Source organism: Sphingobium estronivorans, assembly GCF_008692605.1.
GTDB classification, from domain to species: Bacteria; Pseudomonadota; Alphaproteobacteria; order Sphingomonadales; family Sphingomonadaceae; genus Sphingobium; species Sphingobium estronivorans.
This window is the reverse complement of record NZ_LFCT01000007.1, coordinates 107,382-130,113: the sequence shown is the minus strand read 5'-3', so window position 1 is coordinate 130,113 and position 22,732 is coordinate 107,382. Positions and strand designations below refer to the sequence as shown.

Here is a 22,732-nt window from a genome sequence, read left to right as displayed (position 1 = left end):
TGATCGACTTCGGACATGCCATATCCATGTAACAAATGTGGCGCTGTAGGCATGATCCGTAGCATATGCTACGGCAACAAACTCAGTTTCAGGGGGCTTTGCTTTGGACTTACCGGTTTCCGCGCGATCTCAGGGTGTGCGATGAACCGGCGCGTCGTTTTCCCGAATCGCATCTGGATTAGGGAGAGTGGTCGGGCAGCCATCCCCACCGCCAGGCACCGCGTTGCATCTGCCACGGCTTCGGCGATCATGTGCGCGGCGCTGCTGACAGCTTGTGCGCGGGTCGATGCGCCCCCGGTTTCGGCGCCGTCCGCGCTTCCGGTCCTTCAACAACGTCATCTGGATGACCCAGGACTGGACCGCTTTCTGTCCGCGAATTTGCGCGCAAATACATCGCCGGCAGCATCTGGAAGCTGGTCCCTCGATGCGCTTGTCCTGGCGGGTCTCTATTTCAGCCCCGACCTCGACGTTGCGAGAGCGCAACTCGCGCAAGCAAGGGGCGCGCGGATAACGGCCGGGCAGCGGCCGAATCCAACGCTCGGCGTGAGTGCCGGATATGACACCACAACCGCCGGATTGTCCCCTTGGATATTGGGCGCGGCGCTCGATCTCTTGCTTGAGGGAGGAGGCAAGCGCCGCGGCCGCAGCGCCCAATCCGAGCATCTCTCGGAGGCTGCGCGGTTCAAACTCGCGGGATCAGCGTGGCTGGTTCATAGCAAAGTTCGGCAAGCTTTCCTCGCGCTCTATACGGGTCGAAAGGATCAGGAAGCCCTTACGGCGCTCCTTGCTCGTCAGGAAGAGAGCGTTCAGCTCCTCGATGCCACGTTTCAGGCAGGCGGCGCATCCTCCTACGAGGTGACCCAGGTGCGGATGGCGTTGGACCAGACACGCCAATCGCTCGCCCAGTCCCGGACAGCACAAGCGGATGCGCTGGCGCAGCTCGCGCGAACGATCGGCGTGCCACCGACAGCGCTCGACACGCTCTCATTCGATTTCTCGACGTTCGATGCGTTGCCTCCCGCCGTCCCGATCACGAGCGTCCAAGGGAAGGCGCTGGTCAACCGACCCGACATATTGGCTGCGCTTGCGGACTATGACGCGGCGCGCGCGGGCCTTCGGATCGCGCTGGCCGGGCGCAACCCGGATATCCGGCTGAGCCCGGGCTACCAGTTCGACCAGGGCGACAGCAAATGGTCGCTGGGGCTCGGGATCGTCTTGCCGATCTTCAATCGGAACGAGGGACCGATCGCCGAGGCCGCCGCCCGGTGCGACGAAGCCGCCGCCAGAGTCGATGCCTTGCAGACCGCCGCGATCGCGGAACTCGACGCCGCGACCCGAGCCTATGGAATCGCGCTCGACCGCGTCGCACAGGCGACCGCCCTGCTGCAGGATCTCAACCGGCAAATGGTCATTGCGCGAGCACGGTTCGCCGAAGGGGAATCGTCGAAGCTCGAACTGGCGCAGCGCCAGCAGGAACTGTCCTCGGCGATCGTGTCGAAGAATGTCGCGGTCGCCGCTGCCCAATATGCTCTCGGCCGGCTCGAGGACGCGATGCAAATGCCCTTCGCGGACACATCCCTCATCGAGAGGTCCCCTCGCCAAGGCCAACATCCATGAGTGTATCCCCTGCTTTCCGCTTTCTCGCCCTGTTGGGCCTGGGCCTCGTCTGCGGCTGTCACCGTGCCGAGGATGCAGCCACCGCCCCCGAAGTCCTCGTCGATGTCGCGCGCGTCGCCAAGGTTGATCTTTCCGAGTGGGTCGAGGTTTACGGCACCGTCGAAGGCGAGCCTTCCGGCGGCGGGCAACCGGGCGGCGCGGCACGCCTGATGGCACCTTCACCCAGTATCGTTCTGGCCATCCCCGTGCGCGAGGGCGAACGGGTTGCCGCCGGCGCCGTGATCGCGCGGCTCGACGATCGCACTGCTGCTGCGAGCGTCGCGAGAGCCAGGACAGCCGTGGGCATCGCCGAGCAGCAGGCGAAGCGGCAGGAACGCCTCTACGCGATCGGCGGGGTATCGAGCAAAGCAGCGGAGGATGCGCGTCAACAGCTCGCCGCCGCGCGGGCCGATCTGGCGGCGGCGAGCGCGCAGCTTGCCCAGGTGCGCCTGACCTCGCCACTTACTGGTGTCGTCTCCCGCATCTATGTCCAGCCGGGCCAAACGGTCGATCCGACCACCATCGTGGCCGATATCGTCAACGGCGGCCGGTTGCAGGTCGCGGCAAACCTGCCTGCCGGCGAGGTGGCGAAGGTCGCCGTCGGTCAGGCGGTGGAGGTCGTCGTCCCCGGCGATTCGCAGCCCGTTTCAGGCCGCGTGGCCTTCGTCAGCCCCGCGGTCGATCCCAGCACGGATACGGCGCTGGTCCGCCTGACCCTGTCGGCGCCGGGTCTGCGGATGGGGCAATTCGTTCGGGCTCGGATCAAGGTGCGCGACTTTCCCCAGCAGACGGCGGTCTCGCGCTCGGCTGTCTATACCGATCATGACGGACGCAGCACGCTCGCCCTCGTCCGCGCGGGTCGGGCCTATCAGGTTCCGGTTCGCATCGTGGTCCGGGACGGGGACTATCTCGGCGTGGCCGGGCAAGGCGTGTCGGGCGGCGCGTTCATCGTGACGCAGGGCGCCTACGCCCTCCCTGACGGCACCCAAATCCAAGTTCAGGGCGGCACCAGCCAGGTTTCCGCGCGGGCCGCCCAATGAGCCTGGAGGAGGTTGCCGAAAAAGAAGGGTCGCATATCGGCCGCTTCGCGATCCGTCATCGCCTGACGATCCTGTTCCTTACCGTGGCGCTGTGCGCCGCGGGCCTGTTCAGCGCGCTGCGCATGCCCTCCTCGGTCTTTCCCGAGACCGAGTTCCCGCGCGTCGTCATCCTCATCGACAACGGCGTCATGCCGGCCGACGAAATGATGGCGACGGTGACGCGCCCGATGGAAGAGGCGATGAAGGATATTCCCGGCGTCGTGCAGGTCCGCTCGGCAACGGGGCGGGGCAGCGCCGAGATCAACATCTTCCTCAACTGGAAGGTGAACATGGTCGAGAGCGAGCTCTATGTGCTCAACCGTGTCGCGCAGTTGAAGGCGACGCTGCCGCCGACCGCGAAGACGACGGTATTCCGCCTGACGTTCAACGCCTTCCCAATCATGGGCCTCAGCCTCACCAGCCCCAAGCGCGACATCACCGAGCTTTGGGAAATCGCGCAATATGACCTGAAGCCGAGGTTCCTGCGTGTTCCCGGCATCGCGCGGGTCGATCTGGTCGGCGGCCGCGCGCCCGAATATCACATCATCGCCGACCCCGTGAAGCTGGCCGGCGCCAATCTGACATTCGCCGACGTCACGACAGCGCTCGAGCGGAACAACCTGGTCGGCCCGGCCGGCTTCCACACCGAGAACGACACGATCTATCTTGCCCTGGTCGACAGCCGCGTCAAAACCGCCGACGATCTTGAGAATTTTGTGGTCGCCTTCAAGGGCGGCCATCCGGTCCGGGTCCGCGATTTCGCGCGGGTCGAGCGCGCGCCCGAGCCGGTGTTCAACGTGGTCAACGCGCAGGGGCGCCGCGCCGTGCTCCTCAACATCCGCGCACAGCCCCGCGGCAGCAGCATCCTCGGCATCGCGAGCGACGTGAAGGCGCAGATCAGGGATCTGGAGCGAACGCTGCCGCCCGACGTCAAGCTGTCCTTCTACTATGACCAGTCGCTGCTCGTGGAGAACTCGGTCGGCAGCGTCTGGGAGGCGATCGTCGTCGGCCTGTTCTTCGCGCTGGTGGTCCTTTACGGCTTCCTGCGAAACTGGGGCAGCGTGCTGACCGCGATCTTCGTCGTTCCGGTCTCGATCCTCGCGACGGTAGTGGTCATGCTGGCCGCCGACCTGACCTTCAACCTGATGACCTTGGGCGGCATCGCCGCCGCGATCGGCCTCATTATCGACGATGCGATCGTCGTCGTCGAGGCCATTTCCGTCCGGACGGCGCGCGGCGAGCCGCGCTTGCAGGCAATCCAGACGGCGATGGGCGAGATCCTCATGCCGCTGTTTGCCTCGACGCTGACGCCGGTCGTCGTGTTTATCCCCCTCGCCTTCCTCGACGGCTTGCCGGGCGTCTTCTTCCGCTCGCTCGCGCTGACGATGGTGGTGTCGCTGCTGACCTCGCTCCTACTCGCGCTCACGCTGACGCCCTCGCTCGCGTCGCTGTTCGTTCGCGAAGGACCGGCTGGTGGGGCCGAGGACGAAGGCGGGCCGCTGTTGCGGCGACTCATCGCACTGTTCGGGCGCGCGCTCGAATGGGCATTGCAGCGTCGCCGCGCCACCGCGCTCGCCTGCGTCGCCATCGCCCTCTTGAGCGCGGGCCTCTACACGCGGCTCAAGAGCGACTTCATGCCGGCGATGGACGAGGGCGGCTTCATCATCGACGCGCTGACGCCCTGGGGGACCAGCCTCGACGAAACCGACCGCATGATGCGGCAGGCCGAAGCGATCCTGCGCGCGACGCCCGAGGTGGAGAGCTATTCGCGGCGCACGGGCGCGCGCCTCGCGCTGGCGATCGCCGAGCCGAACAAGGGCGACTTTCTCGTCAAGCTGCGGCCGAACCGCAAGCGCAGCACCGAAGCGGTCAAGCAGGAGCTGCGCGCCAAGCTCAATGCCGCGCTCCCCGCCGTGGAATGGGAATTTCCCGGCATTCTGGGTGATCTCCTGGGCGACCTCACCGAAGCGCCCAATCCGATCGAGATCAAGCTGTTCTCCAACGATACCACCTGGCTCATGAAGACCGCGCCTAGGATCAAGCAGGCCATCGCCAAGATCGACGGCGTTGTCGATGTGAATGACGGCCTGAAGATGACCGGGCCGACGATCAGCTACCGAGTCCGCGCGATGGACGCCCAGCGCTTCGGCTTGACCGGGCAGGACGTGGCGACCGCGCTCAACGCCGCCATGCTTGGCCAGACGGCATCCTCGGTTCTCGAAGGCGACCGCGTCGTCGCCATCCGCGTGATGGGCGAGCCCTCGAGCGTGACCTACATGGAGACGATGGACAATCTGCCGCTGCGAACGCCCTTGGGGGCCGTCATCAAGCTGTCCCAGGTCGCCGACCGGGTTGAAGAGGGCGGGCAGCTCGAATTGAGGCGCGAGGATCTGCGGCAGATGGTCGCCGTCACAGCAGCCTTGTCGGATAGGGACCTGGGCAGCGCGATGGCCGAAGTGCAGAGAGTCGTTGCCGCCGACAAGTCCGTCTCGGCCGATACGGTCGAGTTCGGCGGTCTCTATCACCAGCAGATGGAAAGCTTCCGAAACCTGATGATCGTGCTGGCGCTGAGTGTGACTCTGGTCTTCACCGTGCTGCTGATCGAGTTCCGCAGCTTCCGCGCACCCTTCGCTATCCTGCTGGGATCGCTGCTGTCGCTGTTCGGGGTGGTGGCCGGCCTTTGGATCACCGATACCACTCTTAATATCGTGAGTTTCCTCGGCGCGATCATCGGTATCGGCATCGTCGCGAAGAACGGCATCCTGATGCTCGATCTCGTCGACCATCATCGTGCCGAGGGCGACAGCCTCGAACACGCGCTCTTGCGCGCCGGCCGGCGCCGGTTGCGCCCGATCCTGATGACCTCTTTCGCGACGATGCTGGCCATGCTGCCGCTGGCGTCAGGGCTGAGCCACGGCGGCGACATGCTCCGGCCGCTGGCGATCGGGATCATAGGCGCACTGTGCGTCTCGATGTTGCTCTCGCTGATCGCGACGCCGGTCTTCTACGCCCTGCTCCAGCCTTGGCGCACAAACGGGACCGACGCGGCCTAGTCTTTCATGACAACGGGGCGGGACTCTGCCTGGCTGGCTGCCTCCTGCTCCGGGCGAGGCGGCGATCCACGCGCTTCTTCCCGCGAACCCGGTCGCGGAGGCTTCCCAATGTGACCAGCGAGTCGATTGCCCGTTCAGGCGCGCTTGCCGCCAGGCCAAGGGCGATCGCCTCAAGCGCGGCCAGCGTCGCGGCATGGAGGGCAACCTCATTGGCCCGGCCCCGACGTGCCGGCACCACGACCTTTGCTTGCCGCGCCAGCTCGGCATCAAGCGAGTCAGAGATGAGAACGATAGGAAGGCCGAGTTGCCCGGCGACGTGAAACAGGGTCTCGATTTCCGGATAAGCCTTCCCATAAGCCATCGCCAGAATGGCGTCGCCCGGGCGCGGCCGGAGGAATTGGTCGGCAAGCGCGATGCCGCTCGCGTCGCAGACCAGGGTTTGCCGACCGGCGCGGTTGAGCAGGATGGCGGCGTAGCTCGCCAGCGGACCGGTCTGCCCGATGCCAAAGATCACGATACTCGCGGCAGGCGCAAGCGTGGCGACGGCTTCCGAAAGGCGCTGACGCACATCGGGCTGGGCAAGGGCCTGGATGGCGTTACCGTGAGTCTCGATGACGGCGTCAATAGCATTCAAGCTGTCCTCGCCGACCTCGGCCAGCGTGCGCAGCATGTTCGCCGCCGGTGTCCGATCATCGGATAGCGTCGTAGCGATCGTCGTTCGCAGGTCCGCCAGACCCGCAAAGCCAAGAGCCTTGGCCGTGCGCACGACGGTTGCGTCGGATGTGCCGGTCGCGCTCGCGACCTGAGCGGCGGACAAGGATAGGGCCGCGATCGGCTCGCGCTCGAAAAAGCGCGCAACCCGCATCATTGCTTCCGAAAGAACGGCCTCGAACTGGTGGATCCGAGCCGCAAGGGGGGAGGCATCTTTTGTCATGCGGTCCTTTCGCGGTTTTCCTTCCGGTGTCGTCTTCGCGCCGTGCCTGACTTCTCTGTCATGAGACCGATCCTGTAGCAATCACTACATTCCGGTGACCCTCGCCGAGTGATTCAGCGATGTGCCCGCCCTTGCCCTCGGTGCAGCCGGCCTACGGACAGCGCCGGGCAGTCATGTAGTATATATGTCATATACCGAATCTAGGTAGCACATACTACGGAGTCGGAGACCTTCCGCGCAGGGGATGCCGTAGCGCCTCGTCAGGGACCAGGACGAGGCTGACGGTCAAAGGTTATCGAAAAGGGGGAATTATGTCACGAAAGAGCCGGCAGCATCATATGCTCACGGTTGGAACGGCCGTCCTTTCGGCATGTCTGGTCACGCCGGCATGGGCACAAGATCGAGACCCGGCGCCTGCGAATTCTGCGTCTCGCGATCGCGAGACCGACATCGCGGAAGGATCCGACATCGTCGTCACCGCAACGCGCGCCAATGAAATTGCGCCTGTGACGGCCTCGCTCCAGACCACGCAGCCGCAGGCGATTGTCTCCCGCTCCTTCATCGAGGATTCGCTGCCGGCAACGGCCGACTTCAACGAGATTGCCCTGATCTCGCCTTCCGTCTCGATGAATGGCGGCGTGAACGGCACCGGCCTGTCGGAATCCAAGGCTCAGATTCGCGGCTTTCAAGACGCCGAATACAACATCACCTATGACGGCGTTCCGTTCGGCGACACGAATGATCCGTCGCATCACAGCAACACCTTCTTCCCCTCGAACACGATCGAGACACTGGTGGTGGAACGCGGGCCGGGCAATGCCTCCAACCTTGGCATTGCGACTTTTGGCGGCAGCTTGAACCTGTTCAGCCGCGCGACGCGCGAGGACGCGAGCGCCGAACTGAAGGCGGGTTACGGCACCTGGAACACCTGGATCGCCCGCGCTGTGCTGCAGAGCGGCGCCATCGACAAGTTGGGCGGCACCGAGATCATGCTGTCCGGCCAGCACACGGAATCGGACGGCGCGCGCAGCTACAGCCCGTTTCACTCGAACAACGTCTTCGGCAAGATCATGATCCCGATTAGCCCGGACGTGAAGCTTACGGTTCTCGGCACCTATAACGAGAACCGCTTCAACCAGCCGGACAAGGATGGCGTAACGGCGAGCCAGCGGGATCTTTATGGCAAGAACTTCAGCCTGAACAACGATCCGACGAGCCAAAGCTACTTCGGGTATAACTATACGCACAAGACGACAGATTTCGAAATCGTCAAGCTGGAGGCAAACATCGCGCCCGGCTCGACACTCACGAACAGCGCCTATACCTATAGCTATGACAACGAGACGGTGAGCGGCAACGATGTGACGCTCTACGCGACCGCCACGCCCGCGCAGTTGACGGCTGCCAACGCCAATCTCGTATTTCTCGACCCTGCCCATCCCAAGGTCTCCACGACCGGCGTGCCGGGCTATACCAAGACCAACAAATATCGCGTCTGGGGCGATATCGTGAAGGCTCGCATCCAGGTCGCGGATTTCCTCACCGTGACGGCGGGCGGCTGGCTCGAACATGCCGACACCTATCGCCAGCAACGCGACGTCGATCTGGTGACGCTTGCCCCCAATTATATCGAGAAGGCCGTCACCAATCCCGTCACGGGAGCTGCGACGCCGGCCAACATCAAGTTCGACCAGAACAGCAAGACCGACCATGTCGAGGTATTCGGCGAGGCAGAACTGCATCCTCTGCCTGGCCTGACGATCACCCCGGGCTTCAAGCATGTCGAGTTCACGCGCAAAATCGATGCGGCCTACAACCAGACCACCCGCTTCGCGCAGAATATCAGCAACACCTATCGCGCCGACCTGCCCTTCGCGACCATCAACTATGCCGTGAATGAAAGGCTGGCGGTCTATGGCCAGTTCGCCAAGGGTTTCCTCGCGCCGCCGCTCAGCGTCCTCTATGTTGCCAATCCGCAGCTTTCGAGCCTGTCACCGCAGAAATCGACCAACTATCAGGCGGGGTTCGTCTATCACGGCTCGCGCCTCAGCCTCGACGCTGACGTTTACTATATCGATTTCACGAACAAGTTCACGTCCTTCACCTCGCCCGTGCCCGGCGAAGGCGTGGTGTTCGTCAACTCGGGCAAGGCGGTCTACAAGGGCGTCGAGGGTCAGGCGACCTATGCGTTCGGCAACGGCCTCGCAATCTTCGCCAATGCCTCGCGCAACTATGCCGAGACGAACAACGACAACACCCCGCATCTTCAGCTCGCCAACGCGCCCTATTGGACGGCCGCCGGCGGCCTGCTGTACAAGCAAGGTCCGATCCGCTTCTCGCTGATCGACAAATATACCGGGCCGCAGTCCGCCACGGGCGACGGCAATCCGAGCTACCGCATTCCTGGCTACAACACCGCCATCCTCGGCGCGAGCTACAGCTTTGGAAAGTTCCGCGTCGGGGTTCAGGTTGACGATCTCTTCAACTCGACCAACCTGACCAATATCGCCGCTGGCAAGACAGCACAGTTCGACCAGCTCTATTACCAGCCGGGCCGGTCGGTCATGGGCGATATCACTGTCACTTTCTGAGTTGGAGCAGCGCAATGGTCGCCGACGTGCTGAAATCAATCCTTGCTGCCGGTTGCCTGCTGGCCGCGCCAGCGGCGATCGCGCAACCGTCGCCCCTTTCGGCCTACGTTGTGATGACCGGCGAAGGGCCGGTGGCCCGAGCGATCACGGCGGGCGAAAATGCGTGCCCGACCCTGACGCTCGACGGCAGGCAGGTGGCGATGGCCGAGCGCGCAAGCCCGGCCGACCTCCCGCTTCGGCCGACCAAATCGACGGTGGAGAACAGCAAGCCCTCGCGCTTCCCGGTGCGGGTCTGCGAGGCACCGATCGCCGGCAACACGCGCACGGCCGCAATCGACGGACAGCGATTGCCTGTGCCGCGGCGCAGGGCACGGCGCATCGTCGTGCTCGGCGATACCGGCTGCCGCATCAAGGCGTCGGACAACGCCTATCAAGCGTGCAACGACGCCAGCGCCTGGCCATTCGCGCGCATCGCTGAACAGGCGGCGGCGTGGAAGCCGGACCTCGTGCTCCACGTTGGAGATTATCTCTATCGCGAGAATCCGTGCGCTTCCGGCAACGAGGGTTGCGCGGGCACCCCCTGGGGTTATGGCTGGGATGCGTGGGACGCAGATTTCTTTGCCCCTGCCACGCCCCTCCTCGCTGCTGCACCGTGGATCATGGTGCGGGGCAACCATGAGAGTTGCGCGCGCGCCGGGCAAGGCTGGTGGAGATTTCTTGCCGCGCAGCCTTTCGTCGCGGGCAAGGATTGCGACAATGCCGCCAACGACGTGAATGGCGACGAAAGCGCGCCGTTCGTCGTGCCGCTTGGCGGCGGCGCACAGATCATCGCGATGGATCTCGCGATCATGGGCGAAGACACGATCGCGGCCACCGATCCCCGCTATAGCCAGATCCGGGAGACGCAGCGCAAGGTTGCCGAGCTGGCCAAGGGGCGGCGCTACAGCTTTGCGGTGGACCATTACCCCCTGCTCGGCTTGGCCGCATCGGAGGAGCGAGGCGCGCTGCGCATCAAGCCCGGCAATGCTGCCGTGCGTTCGACCTTCGGCGTCGACGATCCGTCACTGCGGCTGCAGGGGATCGACATGTTGCTGGCCGGCCATGTCCACGAATGGCAACAGGTCGATCTGGGTCCGGCGCATCCCGGCCAATTCATTTCAGGCATGGCAGGCACGCAGGAGGATGTGACCAAGGTCCCGGCTGCCGCGGCAATCGGGCTGGAGCCAGCGCCCGGCGTGAAGGTTGAGCGGTTCGACAGTTGGATCGGCAACTTCGGCTTCATGACGTTGGAAAGGACCGGCGCGCGACGCTGGCGCGCAGAGGTGCATGGGCTCGACGGCACCATAGTCAGAAAATGCACGATCGATGGACGAAGATCGCGCTGCGGCTGAGGCGCGAAGGAAGTCCTGCGGATATCAGAGCGATTCAACCAAGGTTTGCAGCAACTGAAATCGTCGTTCCCGTGCGGCGATCTCTCGCGCGGTCGCGTCAGCGGTGCCGGAGCGAAGGTGCCGCGCCTCGGCGGCCAGCTCCGTAACCGATCTGGCGGCAAGCGCCAGCCGGGCGTCAAGCTCACGATCGAACGCCCGCAGGATCTCTTCAGCCTGTTGGCGCAGCGTCCAGCGGAGATGCTCGGTGTTCAAGGTGACGATCCGGTCGATCTCGGCGAGGAGACGCGCCCGCCGCCGCCGCTCGCGCCAACGCCCCGGAAGCAGCCCATCGAACAGTCCGGGCGGCACGGGATTCATTGATTCCGCCTGACGTTCCACCCAGGCAAGTTCGCGTGGCGGAGCGATCTCGATTTCGAGTTCCGGGACGCTGAATGGGATACCGAACGCCTCAGCAGCGACCTGGCGGACGCGCTCGAGCGTGGGCTGAAATCGCTCCCGCGCACGCGATATGATGGCCTCGATGTTTGCATGCGTCGCCGCTGCCATGCCGCGATAGGCATCTTCAAAAAAGGCCGAGCTGGCATTGGCGATCGCCTGGAAGGCGTCACGGTCGGTTTTGTGAGGCGTCGCGTCGAGCACGGCGCGGAGATGTTCACGCGCGCGCAGCTTCATGTCCTCCGCTTCCCCGTCGATACGATCGCGCAGACGCTGGCGTTCTCCGCTCGTGAGATCGCCGGCAATGTCGTGCTCTCGAACGATGCGCTCGATCGCCTGGCCGATAAGGGCAAGTTTCGCGTCAAGCGTCTCGAGCGGTAGCCTGAGCGCGGCGAGCGCGACATCATTCTGGAAAACAAGATCGGAAAGCTCGTGCCTGCGTTTCAGTTCGGCCGCTTGCCCGAGCAGGTCGGCGCGCTCGCTCCACAGCGCCCGGATGCGCGCGGTGAGTTCGCCGATACCAAGCGGCGGCACGGCACCGGCGGCGGTGATCGATAGCGGCTCGACGACGCCGGTCCTCGCCAGCACGTTGGACACATAGGCCTCGATCGTGGCGCGATCCGCAGCGTCGATGATGTCGATCTTGTTAAGGACCGGCACGATGCGCGCCGCATGCTCCTTGACCAGCGCCAGATAGGCGATTTCGGCTTCTGTCACCGGCGGATCGGGCGAGAGAACGATCAGCGCGGCATCGCAATCCGGCAGCGCGGCCAAAGCCGCCTCGCTGTTGTGGCGCTCTGCCGAGCCGATACCGGGCGTGTCGATCATCACCAGCCCCTCGGCAAGTAGGGGCGCCGGAAGCGTGAGAAGCACGCGGGAGACCTGGCGCGCATTGTGCGGATTGCCGGTTTCCGTGACGACTTCGGCCAGACGCTCCCGCAGGGCCGGAATCGTGTCGCCTCGATGCCGCTCGGGCGGCTTGTGCTCGAAGGCGATCTCGAGGCCCGGTTCGTCGCCATGCGCGATGAACGTGGGGATGGCGGTCAGCGGCACGACGCCGGTCGGCAGCACCGGAAGCCCGAGCAGAGCGTTGAGCAGCGTGCTCTTGCCGCGCTTGAACTGCCCGATCACGGCGAGCTGGAAGCGGCCGGCGATAACGCGCGAGTCCAGTTGCATGAGGCGCGCGATGGTTGCCCGCTCGGCGGAGGTCAGCGAGGGTTCGTCTTCCGCAAGCTGATCCAGCAGGCTGCCTGGCGTCGCCGGCGGTGCCGCAGCGGGCGGAGCATCGAAATCGTTCATAGCACCTGAACGCCTTGCTGCGGTGCCGGGATGCGCGGAAACGCCTCCGGTCGAGCGCCGCGCCGGCTCACCGCTCCGCCTCCAACATACGCACCGCCCCTGCCCGCGAGCGCTTGCCGAGCAGGTAATCATGCAGCCAAGGATGGGGGAAGTGCTCCAATTCCCGGACGGGGGCGACGGCGATGATGCGTTTATCGGCGAGCGCGGCAACCCGGTCGCAGATCGCGTAGAGCGTATCGATATCGTGCGTAACGAGGACAACCGTCAGGCCAAGGCCGCGCGCCAGATCATGGACGAGCCGATCGATCTGGGCAGCCATGATAGGGTCGAGACCGGAAGTCGGCTCATCGAGCAGCAGGAGCTTCGGATCATGCGCAATGGCGCGCGCCAGGCCGGCCCGTTTCTGCATGCCGCCGGACAGTTCGCTCGGATATTTGTTGATCGCGTCGTCGGATAGGCCCGCCTGCCGGATCTTGAAGGCCGCGATCCCGTCGAGAAGTTCCTGCGGAAGCTTCGCGATCTCGCGCAAGGGAACCTGGACATTCTCGGCGACGGTCAGCGTCGAGAACAGCGCATTCGCCTGGAAGAGGACACCCCAATGCCGCTTGATAGCCGCGAGCGCCTCCTCGTCGGCGGTGTAGACGTCGGTGCCGAATACTTCGATGGAGCCCGCTGCGGGACGGTGCAGACCGATGATCGATTTCAGAAGCACGGACTTGCCCGATCCCGAGCCGCCGACCAGTCCCAATATCTCGCCCGGCTCCACAGTCAGGTCGAGCCCGTCATGAATGACCTGATCCCCGATCTCCGTCCGCAACCCCTTGATGACGAGCGGGGAGAGCTCAGGTGGCTGGTGGTCATCATGCATCATTCCTCCGGCCCCATCGTGGCCGCTCGCGCGCAGCTCGATGTGCAGAGCCAATGTTCGATCATTCTCGGCGTTGTTGCGCGCACGATTCCTCCCTGCTGCGTCAAGCGCGGTGGGTAGGAATCATCAGCCACTCGGGCGGTTCGGCCCGGGGGCCCGGCAGAAATCCATTGCCTTGCAAATATCCTATGGACGCCCCTGCGCCAGCGCAAGGCGCCTCGCCAATTTCGCGAGAAACGATCGAGCTGCGCGAGAGGATGTTCGCTGGTTGACGCGCGATGCTGGAACCGGCATCGAAGTGAACGCCGGACATTTGATGTCGGGCCTCTGGTTCCGCGAAAGCGGCCCCATCATCGCCAGGGGATGGAGTCCCCCCTTACCCGCCGAAGGGCTGATGACTCCTACCGCGCCGAGCGCGGTGGGAGTGTGTCCTCACCGCCTTTTCGATGTTTCGACACACGCACGGCCGTCTTGTTGGCGCGTCGAGACAAAGAACATGGGAGAGGGTCATGAAGAAAAGGGACCGAAGCTCAATCGCGGACAGCCGACCTGATGAGAGGCCGAGGTTCGGCTGTGCGGGCAAGAAAGGGGTGAAGCATGGCTGGCTTGCCTGACTCTACCACGGAAAGCGCGTCCGCGAAGCTGCAGCAAAGCCTCGACAGGGATTCCAAGCTCCAGTTCAACTTCTCGGGCTTTTTCCTGATCATCGGCTTCATGGTGCGCTCGGCGAGCGTTTTCAGCCTCGGTTTCATCTTCTATCTGACTGCGGCCATCGAGGGGCTTCTGGCAGGATGTTTCAGCCTTGGAACGCCGATGCGTCAGCGTCTGGGCAGCTTTTATACGTTTGGACTTCTCGTTCCGGTCGCGGGCATCGTCTGGTGCGTTATCGACCGCGTCCGTTTGCCGACGGTTCCGCCCTGGGACTGGATGGTTTCTGCGGGCGTCTGTGCGGTCGTGATCAATATCAACGAAGCGCGGATCATGGCCAAATATCGCGCGCCGGACGTCCCGCTGGGGCAGGCAATGGCTGCGGCGCTGCGTGCAAATTTGCCGCAGAGCCTGTCCGTCGTCGGGGCGGGCATCGTGACTGTGGCCAGTCAGTCGCCATGGATCGATATTCTCGTCGCATTGGGCATTGCACTTTCCCATCTGGGTGCGCCCCATCTCCTGAAGCGGCTTGCTGAATTCGATGTCGGGGAAAGCGGAACGGGCGGAGCGGTCGCGTATCAACTCGCGATCACCCATCCGCGCCTCGGCATCCTGCTGACGCCCGCCTGGCAGGAAGGCGCCGCAGCCGTCCGCAGGAAAGCGGCGCTGCGACGTTCGGTCTAACCAGTTCGACGATCAGCGGGCCGCGACGCGAGCAGCGTCGCGGCCCCTCCCCTCATGCGGGGAGCGCAGCGCGAGCGCGCGACAAGGTTGTTTCGTAGATCTGGTTGCCCTCGAAGTCGCGGAACTCGAGCGCCAGAGCGTCGCCGGAGAGCCTGAACGCGGCGAACCCGGATACGGAGCGGCAGAAGCGCGTGCCTTCGATCGCCTGGACCGGCCGGACCTCCGACCCCGCACCCGCGCAGATATAGTCGATGGCACCGACCTGGATGTGCTGAAGATCGTGCTCGTGGCCATTGATATAGGCCTGGACGCGATGCCGCTCGAGGATCGGCTTGACCTGCGCGATGAGTTCCTCGGTATTCCCATGCTCGCTGCCGCCCGAATAGATGGTGTGGTGCGCGAACACGAGCTTCCAGGGCGCACGCGAGCGACCGAGTTCCTCGTCCAGCCAGCGGAGCTGTGCGTCGACATCCTGGGTGATGACGTTCGCCCTGATCACGCTGTGGACGTCCTTGCGATAGCTGTTCACGAGCGGGGACGTGTCCAGCATGAAAAGGTCGACCTGCGGCGCGCCGAAGGATGCCCCGGAGACCTTGTAGTAGCGGCTCGGCATCCGCCAGCGCCGGCTCTTTTGCGCATAGTCGAGCTGGGCCTGCGGATTGCCGCGATAGTCATGGTTGCCGAGTAGCGCGAGCCAGGGCTTCCGCAGCGAGTGCGCGGTGTAGATGTCCTCGAACGAGGTTTGCCATTGACGATCCTGGGCGGTCTGTACGCCGTCTTCGTAGAAATTGTCGCCGACCGAGACCACGAACTTGCTGTGGATGCGCGCCGCGCTGATGCCCATCTGAACAGCTACATCACGCTGATGCGAAGCGCCGTCCCTTCCCCAGTCGCCGAACGCGAGGAAATTCAGCGACGGGCTCGCCGCCTGGGCGGGAACGGCCGGCAGGGCGGCCGCGGCACCCGCCGCCGACATGGTGATGATGGCTTCTCGCCGCGTAATTCCGGATGGCATGCTTGTTCTCCCTGGCGCTCGCCCTATCATCGGAGCGATGTGTGACATCTGCTGGTCATGCCGCGATCACGGGTGATGAATGCTGCGCGGCGAGGATGATGAGGGCGGCCGTTCCCGCGAGGATCCGATACCAGGCAAAGACGCCGAAGCCGTGCTTGCCCACGAAGCGCACGAGCCAGCGCACCACGACCAGCGCGACGATGAAGGACACCCCGAAACCGACGGCGATCGCCAGCAGGTCGTCGGCGTGAATCGCAGCGCGGTTCTTGAACAGGTCGAGCCCGGCCGCGCCGAACATGGTGGGAATAGCAAGGAAGAAGGAGAATTTGGTGGCTGCGCGGCGCTCAACGCCGAGCGCGACGCCGCCCATGATGGTCGCCCCGGATCGCGATACGCCTGGGATCATCGACAGAAGCTGGCACAGGCCGATCCCGAAGGCAGCGCCGAGGCCAATGGACGCAGTTCCGGCCGTCTTCGCTCGCGCGCGCTCGATGGCGAGGATGGCGATCCCGCCGAGGATGAGGCTGATGGAAACCACCCAAGGCGAGAACAGGACCGTCGTGATGAAGTCGTGCGCCACCGCGCCGACGATCGCCGCTGGCAGGGTCGCGACGGCGATCCTGGCGATAAACGATCGGGACGACGGTTCGGACGGCCAGGACGTCGCGAGCCGCCATAGCTCCGATCTGTAGAGCCAGCATATCGCAAGGATGGCGCCGACCTGGATCACGACGTCGAGCAGGCGGGCCTGCCGTCCCGCATAGCCCACTACATGCTCGGCAAGGATGAGATGGCCTGTCGAGGACACCGGGATGAATTCAGTCAAGCCTTCGACTACGCCGAGGATGATCGGTCCTATCAGCGCCCCGACCGTCATATCCGTCGCCCGACAGCGGAGGTGATGGCGGGCTTCGTGCCCTGAAGCACGAGAGCCCGGCCTTCAATAATCACGGCGCGCGGCTCGCTTGGTGCGGCGGGCCTTGAGGATCGCGCTCCCGATCAAGATTCCTGTCAGGGCGGCGAACATCGCGAATCCCAGGAGATGCGCGGGCGGGTGGACGTGGCGCGACGCGATGCCGGCTGCCGCCACGATGGCAAGAATGCACGCCGCAAAGGCGGCATCATCGACGAAGAGGCCGATCAGTTCGACGATGATCCCTCGAAGCCAGCTCAAAGCCCCCCCTCCCCGACACGCAATGGCGATGCACGGAGTTGCGCCCGTGCGGCGATGACGGCGGCGCCGGCCGCCGCAAGATAGCCGGCAGCGAGGAACAGGAGGGCAAGATCGCCATCGGGCCATTCGACACCCAGGCCTTCACCGATCCAGAATGTGCCGAAGGCGGTGAGCAGCAGGCCCACGAGGAATTTAAGGCCGTTCTCCGGCAACCGCGACAGCGGACGGTGCAGGAGAGCGCCAAGCGCTATGACCAGAACGAGCGCCGCGAGAGCGCCAAGGATCGCTGGTTCGAGCAGCGCGCGGTCGCCTACGCCCAAGGCCAGCACGATGAATACGACCTCGATCCCCTCGATCATGGTGATCTTGAATGCAGTCGCGAAGCCGGCGGCATCGAATGCGCTTTTCCGCGCTTCGGGGGCGGCGAGACGCCCGACCTCCTTGGCGTAGATCGCGGCCTCATCATGCAGCGCGATCGCGCCCGCCGAGCGCAGGACAGCCTTTCGGAGCCACCGCAGGCCGAACAGGACGATGAGCGTCCCGACCGTGACCTGTATGGCCGCCAAGGGCAGCCTGCCCAGTTGACTCCCGAAGGCGAGGGTCAGCAGCCCGAGCGCGGACAAGCCGGCCGCGCTGCCGATGATGGCCGATCGCCATCCGCGGGTCGCGGCCACCGCGAGGACGACGGTGAGCGCCTCCACGAACTCGACGAGAGAGGCAAAGAACGACGACAGGAGCGTCGGTGCAACATGCGTCCAGAGCGCAATCATTCCGGGCCCTCGGCTTGGATTTTCCTTTTCCGCCGTTCGGCGTGACATCGGAGTCGATCACTACACCAACAGAATATGTGTAGCAAATACTACTGCCGCAAATCGAGCATTCGGGAGCACCGGAACGGCGAAAGGGACGCGGCGCTCTCGCCAAAAAGGAAATGGCCGCGACCCTGTGGGCCACGGCCATTCCGCGATCACCCGAAGGTGCGATCCGTCAGGCTACGTCCTCCTGATCATCGGCAGCGAGCTCGTCGGGCGTTGCGTCAGAATGCGTGACGCCCTTCGGGCCAATGGTCCAATGCTCGAGATGCTTGTAGACGATGACCTTGCTGGCGAGCAGGTCGCCGTGCCGGCGGCAGAAGAGCTCGAGCTGCTCTCGCTCGCCGATCAACTCGACGCACATGGTCAGGTGCGGATCGGAGATCTCGGCGCCGTTCTCACGAACAGGGCCGTGGTTGCTATAGCCATAGTGCGTGTGGTGCGCGACGGCGTTCATGATGCCGTCCTCCTTCGCGGTGGCAACCAGCACGCGATACAGGGGCTTTGCCGACCACAGCGACCGCGCCCCGCCCCGCGCAACCTTGTCGGACGGCTTCATGTAGATACGAATCATGCCGATCTCGGCAGGGGTGACTTCGTGGGGATAGGACATGCGTTCACTCTCATTGGTTGAATTCGTGGAAGAGGGAAAGATTTCGGCAAGGGTACCCATCGATGGCCGCACCGCCCGCGCCTCGCGTAGCGTCGAGTCGGGTGGCACCAGCGCGTTTTCGCGCTTCGGCACGGCGATACGCTGCGACAGGTAGATGCCGCTGTGGCCGGAACAGAGATAGGCGACGAAACAGGCGACCGCGATTGGAACGGCGTTGGTCGCGCCGAACAGTTCGATACCCATTATCGTGCAGGCGAGCGGGGTGTTCGTGGCACCTGCGAAGACCGCCACGAAACCGATACCGGCGAAGAGGTCGATCGGTGCGCCCATGAGCCCGCCGAGTGCGTTTCCGAGCGCCGCCCCGATGAAGAAGAGCGGCGTGACCTCGCCGCCCTTGAAGCCGGCGCTTAGGGTGAGGATCGTGAAGACCATCTTGAGCAACCAGCTCCAGTGATCGACCGGCGCCGCGAAGAAGCCGGCGATCGTCGGGACGCTGGGATCAGGCGACCACACGCCAAGGCCGAGATAGTCTCGCGTACCGAGCGCATAGACCAAAGCGATGATGGCAATGCCGCCTACGAATGGCCGCAGGGGCGCGAAAGGGATGACCCGCTTGAAGAAAGCGCCGACGCTGTGATTGGCTTCGGCGAAGCTGAGGCTCACCAGACCGAACACCACGCCCGCGAGCGCCGCCTTCATCAGCAGAAGCGGCTCGGCCATCAGCGAGCCTCCGCTGCCCGCGACATAGTCGATGTGATAGGCGCCGTGATGGATGCCCCACTGGTGGCAAGTCCAGTCGCCGACAACGCCCGCGACCAGGCAAGGCACGAGGGCAGGATATTCCACTCGGCCGACCGCGAGCACTTCGAGCGCGAAGATCGCGCCCGCCAGCGGGGTGCCGAACACTGCCCCGAAGCCGGCCGCGATGCCGGCCATCAAAATGATCCGGATCCCAGATTCGTCTAGCCGGAACAGGCGGCCGGCGGCGCTCGCCAGGCTGCCGCCTAGCTGGACCGCTGTGCCTTCCCGTCCGGCCGAGCCGCCGAGCAGATGGGTTACGACTGTGCCGATGAAGATGAGGGGAGCCATGCGCAGCGGCACGCCACCACCGGGCTCATGGATCTGCTCGACGATGAGGTTGTTGCCGCCTTCGACCGAGCGCCCCATCCAATGATAGAGCATGCCGATCGCAAGGCCGCCGACCGGCAGCAGGAACAGAAGCCAAGGGTGCGCGAAACGGGTGCGTGTGGCGACGTCCAGACTCCAGAGGAACGCGGCGCAGAGCGAGCCCACGACAACGGCCATCGGGATGAGGACGATCGTCCATCGCGCAACCGACAACGCATGATCGTGCTGGGTCCGCACGAACGAGGCGACGTTCAGCTGCTCGAATAGGTTGCGGAAAGTAGCGCGCAAGATTCCTCCTTATTTTGCGTTGCCGCATTAAGGTAGGAATCATTAGCCCAAAAGCGGGCGGTTCGGCTCCGAAAAGCCTGGCAGGAATCCATTGCCGACATCTGGCTATGAAGAGAGAGCGGAGGAGCGTCAACCCTTCGGGCCGCCGGTTCCCATTTTTTGTGCGCTGCAGCGGAAAAAAGGAATCACTGTGACAAATTGGCAGCAGCAAAGCGGCTCGGTCCAGTTCAATGATCGGTGTTGACGCTGGCTGTGCAACCCGGCTATCAATGGCTAGATGGGGATGGAGTCCCCCATAACCGCTCTCCCTGAGGGCTGATGACTCCTACTGCAGAACAAGACAATGCGGTAGGAGCTGGATGTCGTGCAAACTTCCCAATCAGCCGTTTTTCCTCCATCGGCGGCTTTGGAGCGCCTGTTCGACCGAGTGGAGTTGATCCGCGGTCGGGGAGATCGCCGGTCGAATCGCCTCTGCATCATGACCTTCGTCGCTCTGCTTGCGGGCGAAGGGCATACCGATGATCCGAGGACGGCCTCCCCGTTCATTCGAAACTTCGCCGTCCGGCTGAACGACTGCCTACCGGATGCCCAACGACAGCAGCTCAAATTCTTTGCACCGCGCATCGTCGCCACCAGGGACGACTCCGACAATCTGCGCGCCGAGACGGTTCGATCCTCGTTCGCCCAGGAAATCCTTCCCCAACTGAAATGTGATCATGCGCACGAATGGCTTCCCGAATCCGCCTTGGCGCGGATCAAGTCGTTTGCGGCGCAGCCCTTCGCGCTGGCGAGCACCGCCTCCCCCGCGCTGCTCGAACGCCTCCGCCTGCAAGCCAACAAAAGCGAGTTCAACGCCGTCGCCCGCGCCGCTGCCGATCTGCTGGTCGTTTGCGCGCAATCGGCGCCCCCCGAAAAGGAAGCATGGTATTGGGGGAAGGCGATCGAGCTGCTCGACCGCCTCTGCGATATTGGCGCCAAGCCGACGGGCGTGGCGATCAGCGAACAGGCACTCCAACAAGCGGAACGCCGGCTTGAAGGGCGCCGGCTTCGTGCGACCGGCTTTTCGAGAGTCCTGGGCCTTTGGTTCGATCTGATCGAATGGTTCTCCGACCAGCCGGCTCAAAGGGTGTCTGCCGTCGAGGCGCAATATCGGGTCATGACAAGCCCCTCGGATCGGGGCGGCGATTGGGACGAGGTCTGGACTATTACGCCGGTCGTCACCCCTGCGCCTGTCGCGAGCGCATCGAAACCCGGCGCTGCCTCTCCGCAGAAATCGAAGACCACATCAACTTGAATTCCGGCGCAATGTCAGCCCCCAGACGTTGCGCTGGAACCCCAGCGTCAAGAAAGCCTCCAATAAGGCGCTGGGGCATCCTTCCCATGTTGGTAGCGGAAACGAGACCCGATATCCGGGTCAACCGTGCTCCAAGCCGGTCACGAGACGTGCCAGATTGGCGGTCAGACGCTCGACCTTGCCCGATAGGTCAAGGGTTTCCGTCATCTGCACGCAGCCGGTAGTCCGTTTACCCCGCACATATTGGCTGCACTGCAAGTCGGCGCAGAACAGGTGGGACCTTGCGCGCGTGCGGTCACGATTCCACCTCGTAAAACTGGCGATGCCGCCCTGCTCATGGAGCGTGCAGCACAGGTCACACATGAATCGGCGAAGCCCCGGCGTGCGGACAACGGACCGCTCAAGGACCAGCCCTTTGAGCTGAGCGTCATGCTCACAGACGATGAAGCCCAGGTGGCCAGAGCGATGGATCCAGCCCAGATAGTCGAGCGACTCCCATGGCGGCTCCACGGGCAACACGACCTTCTTCCTCTCGCTGCGGACAAACGCAGCCAGAATCTCGTCCGAGGAAAGAGTTTGCACTGCGCTAAGCCCGTCCGGCGACAAGCCATGTGAGCGCGATCGCTGGAACCGCATAAATAGACGATATCAGGGCGACGATCTCCGCCGGGCCGCTGAACATCTGCATGATGGCGGACAAGTAGATCGAGATGATGGCGCCGGTCACCATCCAGGCAGGCGCATGAACGGTGTGATGGCCGGGATAGTCCACCTCGACGCTGCTTTCGGCGATCAATGCACCCCGATCAGCCAAGACAGCACCTTGTAGAGGATGAAGGAGACGATGCCCGCGAGAACCGGGGTGAAGAACCAGGAGAAGGCGATCTCCCTGACCGCTTTCCAGCTCATCGGCTCGCGCCCGCGCGCGCCGGTCGCGCCCGCCATGCCGCCGAGCAGTGCCTGGTTCATCGAGGTCGGATAGCCGCACCAGGCAGCCGTATGCGCGGTGATGCTCTGCGCGAACTTGGCACCGACCCCCATGTTGAGATCGAGGTCGACCAGGCCTTTGCCGACCTTGTCGAGGATCGGCCGCCCCCAGGTCAGCGCACCGATCGCCATGACCACGCCGCCGATGAAGCCGGCCTGCATCTGGTTCATCTTGTGGAGGCCGTAGAAGACGCCGACTGCGTTGCCGGTGTTGTTCGCGCCCAGCGTATAGGCAGCATAGCAGGAAGCGGCGAGGAGCGCCCATCGCAGGCCCCGGTCGGCCCGGTTGCCCCAACGGGCGCTGATCCCGTCGGCGAGGCGCGTGAAGACGAAGCCGAGCAGGCCGCTTGCGATCGGCGTGCCGATCCAGGTGACGAACAGCAGGATGACGGTGGTTCCCCAGAAAACCGGAGCTCCCATGGCAAGCGCCGCGCCGACAACGGAAAAGCAGGCGAGCTGCGAGGTCGAGACGGGCCACTTCATCCAGGTATTGGCGGCCGTCACGAGGGCGGCCGTCAGCATCATTACCATGGCCCCGAGCGGTGTCAGATCCTGGTCGCGGATGATGCCGGTCCCGACGGTCGACACGACGTGCGAGCTGTCGAAGGTCGCGCCGATCAACACGAAGATGGCTATCAGGATCGTCGCGAGGGTCCGGCTCTTTATGAGGCCAGTGCCATAGGCCATGCCCATGGTGGCGCCGGTATAGTGCGAGCCGATCGTCCATCCGAAGAACAAGCCCGATATGAGCATGCCGGTCGTGAGCGCCTGATCCATTGAGTC

General features: G+C 64.2%; 18 protein-coding genes and 4 riboswitches. Of the genes, 7 read left to right on the top strand and 11 right to left on the bottom strand.

Annotation, left to right across the window (positions count from 1 at the left end; all coding sequences use genetic code 11):
- Nucleotides 1–15 precede the first annotated feature (15 nt).
- Genes F7P65_RS06965 through F7P65_RS06955 form a run of 3 tightly spaced genes read left to right on the top strand, consistent with a single transcriptional unit; the run spans nt 16 to nt 5,788 of the window.
- The gene (locus tag F7P65_RS06965) at nt 16–1,617 is read left to right on the top strand and encodes a TolC family protein (protein WP_150291022.1); all 1,602 of its coding nucleotides are present in this window, start codon (nt 16–18) and stop codon (nt 1,615–1,617) included.
- Nucleotides 1,614–2,696: an efflux RND transporter periplasmic adaptor subunit gene (locus F7P65_RS06960; RefSeq protein ID WP_150291021.1), complete on the top strand. Its 1,083-nt coding sequence runs from the start codon at nt 1,614–1,616 to the stop codon at nt 2,694–2,696. The genes F7P65_RS06965 and F7P65_RS06960 overlap by 4 nt, the downstream gene beginning before the upstream one ends.
- Nucleotides 2,693–5,788 (top strand): efflux RND transporter permease subunit, encoded by a 3,096-nt coding sequence (locus tag F7P65_RS06955; RefSeq protein WP_150291020.1) that lies wholly within the window; start codon nt 2,693–2,695, stop codon nt 5,786–5,788. Before F7P65_RS06960 ends, F7P65_RS06955 begins: the two co-directional genes overlap by 4 nt.
- 4 nt (nt 5,789–5,792) lie before the next feature.
- Here F7P65_RS06955 and F7P65_RS06950 read toward each other — a convergent pair whose 3' ends face one another.
- A complete protein-coding gene (locus F7P65_RS06950) occupies nt 5,793–6,722 on the bottom strand; it encodes a MurR/RpiR family transcriptional regulator (RefSeq protein WP_150291019.1) in 930 nt (309 codons plus the stop codon).
- A gap of 506 nt (nt 6,723–7,228) precedes the next feature.
- Between F7P65_RS06950 and F7P65_RS06945 the strand changes: the two genes are divergently transcribed.
- Together F7P65_RS06945 and F7P65_RS06940 are read left to right on the top strand one after the other, a co-directional pair.
- A complete protein-coding gene (locus F7P65_RS06945; RefSeq protein ID WP_240334226.1) occupies nt 7,229–9,313 on the top strand; it encodes a TonB-dependent receptor in 2,085 nt (694 codons plus the stop codon).
- Between the two features lie 14 nt (nt 9,314–9,327).
- Entirely contained in the window at nt 9,328–10,704 is a 1,377-nt protein-coding gene (locus tag F7P65_RS06940; protein ID WP_150291018.1) for a metallophosphoesterase family protein, read from the top strand.
- Between the two features lie 24 nt (nt 10,705–10,728).
- On the opposite strand, the gene F7P65_RS06935 is transcribed toward F7P65_RS06940, so the two are convergent.
- The gene (locus F7P65_RS06935) at nt 10,729–12,438 is read right to left on the bottom strand and encodes a dynamin family protein (RefSeq protein WP_162854550.1); all 1,710 of its coding nucleotides are present in this window, start codon (nt 12,436–12,438) and stop codon (nt 10,729–10,731) included.
- A 67-nt stretch (nt 12,439–12,505) separates the two neighbouring features.
- Nucleotides 12,506–13,306: an ABC transporter ATP-binding protein gene (locus F7P65_RS06930; protein ID WP_150291091.1), complete on the bottom strand. Its 801-nt coding sequence runs from the start codon at nt 13,304–13,306 to the stop codon at nt 12,506–12,508.
- Between the two features lie 110 nt (nt 13,307–13,416).
- A riboswitch (Fluoride riboswitch) is annotated at nt 13,417–13,490 on the bottom strand.
- Between the two features lie 166 nt (nt 13,491–13,656).
- Nucleotides 13,657–13,717: riboswitch (Fluoride riboswitch) on the top strand.
- Nucleotides 13,718–13,903: 186 nt separating this feature from the next.
- Between F7P65_RS06930 and F7P65_RS06925 the strand changes: the two genes are divergently transcribed.
- A complete protein-coding gene (locus F7P65_RS06925; protein WP_150291016.1) occupies nt 13,904–14,638 on the top strand; it encodes a hypothetical protein in 735 nt (244 codons plus the stop codon).
- Nucleotides 14,639–14,690: 52 nt separating this feature from the next.
- Here F7P65_RS06925 and F7P65_RS06920 read toward each other — a convergent pair whose 3' ends face one another.
- The 5 genes from F7P65_RS06920 to F7P65_RS06900 all read right to left on the bottom strand — a co-directional run bounded on the left by F7P65_RS06920 (nt 14,691) and on the right by F7P65_RS06900 (nt 19,668).
- A complete protein-coding gene (locus F7P65_RS06920) occupies nt 14,691–15,653 on the bottom strand; it encodes a purple acid phosphatase family protein (RefSeq protein ID WP_162854549.1) in 963 nt (320 codons plus the stop codon).
- A gap of 55 nt (nt 15,654–15,708) precedes the next feature.
- On the bottom strand, nt 15,709–16,530 hold the full coding sequence (locus F7P65_RS06915) for an undecaprenyl-diphosphate phosphatase (protein WP_150291014.1): 822 nt from the start codon (nt 16,528–16,530) through the stop codon (nt 15,709–15,711).
- Nucleotides 16,531–16,593: 63 nt separating this feature from the next.
- Nucleotides 16,594–16,827, bottom strand: a complete 234-nt coding sequence (locus F7P65_RS06910) for a hypothetical protein (protein ID WP_150291013.1) — start codon at nt 16,825–16,827, stop codon at nt 16,594–16,596.
- Nucleotides 16,824–17,597: a COG4280 domain-containing protein gene (locus F7P65_RS06905; protein ID WP_150291012.1), complete on the bottom strand. Its 774-nt coding sequence runs from the start codon at nt 17,595–17,597 to the stop codon at nt 16,824–16,826. Before F7P65_RS06905 ends, F7P65_RS06910 begins: the two co-directional genes overlap by 4 nt.
- Nucleotides 17,598–17,814: 217 nt before the next feature.
- A complete protein-coding gene (locus tag F7P65_RS06900; protein ID WP_150291011.1) occupies nt 17,815–19,668 on the bottom strand; it encodes a DUF190 domain-containing protein in 1,854 nt (617 codons plus the stop codon).
- 26 nt (nt 19,669–19,694) lie between these two features.
- Nucleotides 19,695–19,773: riboswitch (Fluoride riboswitch) on the bottom strand.
- 165 nt (nt 19,774–19,938) lie between these two features.
- Nucleotides 19,939–20,003: riboswitch (Fluoride riboswitch) on the top strand.
- Between the two features lie 29 nt (nt 20,004–20,032).
- On the opposite strand from F7P65_RS06900, the gene F7P65_RS06895 reads away from it, so the two are divergent.
- Nucleotides 20,033–20,962, top strand: a complete 930-nt coding sequence (locus F7P65_RS06895) for a hypothetical protein (protein ID WP_162854548.1) — start codon at nt 20,033–20,035, stop codon at nt 20,960–20,962.
- Between the two features lie 120 nt (nt 20,963–21,082).
- Here F7P65_RS06895 and F7P65_RS06890 read toward each other — a convergent pair whose 3' ends face one another.
- Genes F7P65_RS06890 through F7P65_RS06880 form a run of 3 tightly spaced genes read right to left on the bottom strand, consistent with a single transcriptional unit; the run spans nt 21,083 to nt 22,726 of the window.
- Complete coding sequence (locus F7P65_RS06890) at nt 21,083–21,544, bottom strand: FBP domain-containing protein (protein WP_162854547.1); 462 nt, start codon at nt 21,542–21,544, stop codon at nt 21,083–21,085.
- Between the two features lie 4 nt (nt 21,545–21,548).
- Nucleotides 21,549–21,776 (bottom strand): hypothetical protein, encoded by a 228-nt coding sequence (locus tag F7P65_RS06885; protein ID WP_150291008.1) that lies wholly within the window; start codon nt 21,774–21,776, stop codon nt 21,549–21,551.
- Entirely contained in the window at nt 21,755–22,726 is a 972-nt protein-coding gene (locus tag F7P65_RS06880; protein ID WP_150291007.1) for an inorganic phosphate transporter, read from the bottom strand. Before F7P65_RS06880 ends, F7P65_RS06885 begins: the two co-directional genes overlap by 22 nt.
- Nucleotides 22,727–22,732 lie beyond the last annotated feature (6 nt).

What these genes read in the sequence shown, in the direction of transcription:
- F7P65_RS06965 (WP_150291022.1), top strand. Translation starts at nt 16, where the DNA reads ATGCCATATCCATGTAACAAATGTGGCGCTGTAGGCATGATCCGTAGC.
- F7P65_RS06960 (WP_150291021.1), top strand. Translation starts at nt 1,614, where the DNA reads ATGAGTGTATCCCCTGCTTTCCGCTTTCTCGCCCTGTTGGGCCTGGGC.
- F7P65_RS06955 (WP_150291020.1), top strand. Translation starts at nt 2,693, where the DNA reads ATGAGCCTGGAGGAGGTTGCCGAAAAAGAAGGGTCGCATATCGGCCGC.
- F7P65_RS06950 (WP_150291019.1), bottom strand. Translation starts at nt 6,722, where the DNA reads ATGACAAAAGATGCCTCCCCCCTTGCGGCTCGGATCCACCAGTTCGAG.
- F7P65_RS06940 (WP_150291018.1), top strand. Translation starts at nt 9,328, where the DNA reads ATGGTCGCCGACGTGCTGAAATCAATCCTTGCTGCCGGTTGCCTGCTG.
- F7P65_RS06935 (WP_162854550.1), bottom strand. Translation starts at nt 12,438, where the DNA reads ATGAACGATTTCGATGCTCCGCCCGCTGCGGCACCGCCGGCGACGCCA.
- F7P65_RS06930 (WP_150291091.1), bottom strand. Translation starts at nt 13,306, where the DNA reads ATGCATGATGACCACCAGCCACCTGAGCTCTCCCCGCTCGTCATCAAG.
- F7P65_RS06925 (WP_150291016.1), top strand. Translation starts at nt 13,904, where the DNA reads ATGGCTGGCTTGCCTGACTCTACCACGGAAAGCGCGTCCGCGAAGCTG.
- F7P65_RS06920 (WP_162854549.1), bottom strand. Translation starts at nt 15,653, where the DNA reads ATGCCATCCGGAATTACGCGGCGAGAAGCCATCATCACCATGTCGGCG.
- F7P65_RS06915 (WP_150291014.1), bottom strand. Translation starts at nt 16,530, where the DNA reads ATGACGGTCGGGGCGCTGATAGGACCGATCATCCTCGGCGTAGTCGAA.
- F7P65_RS06905 (WP_150291012.1), bottom strand. Translation starts at nt 17,597, where the DNA reads ATGATTGCGCTCTGGACGCATGTTGCACCGACGCTCCTGTCGTCGTTC.
- F7P65_RS06880 (WP_150291007.1), bottom strand. Translation starts at nt 22,726, where the DNA reads ATGGATCAGGCGCTCACGACCGGCATGCTCATATCGGGCTTGTTCTTC.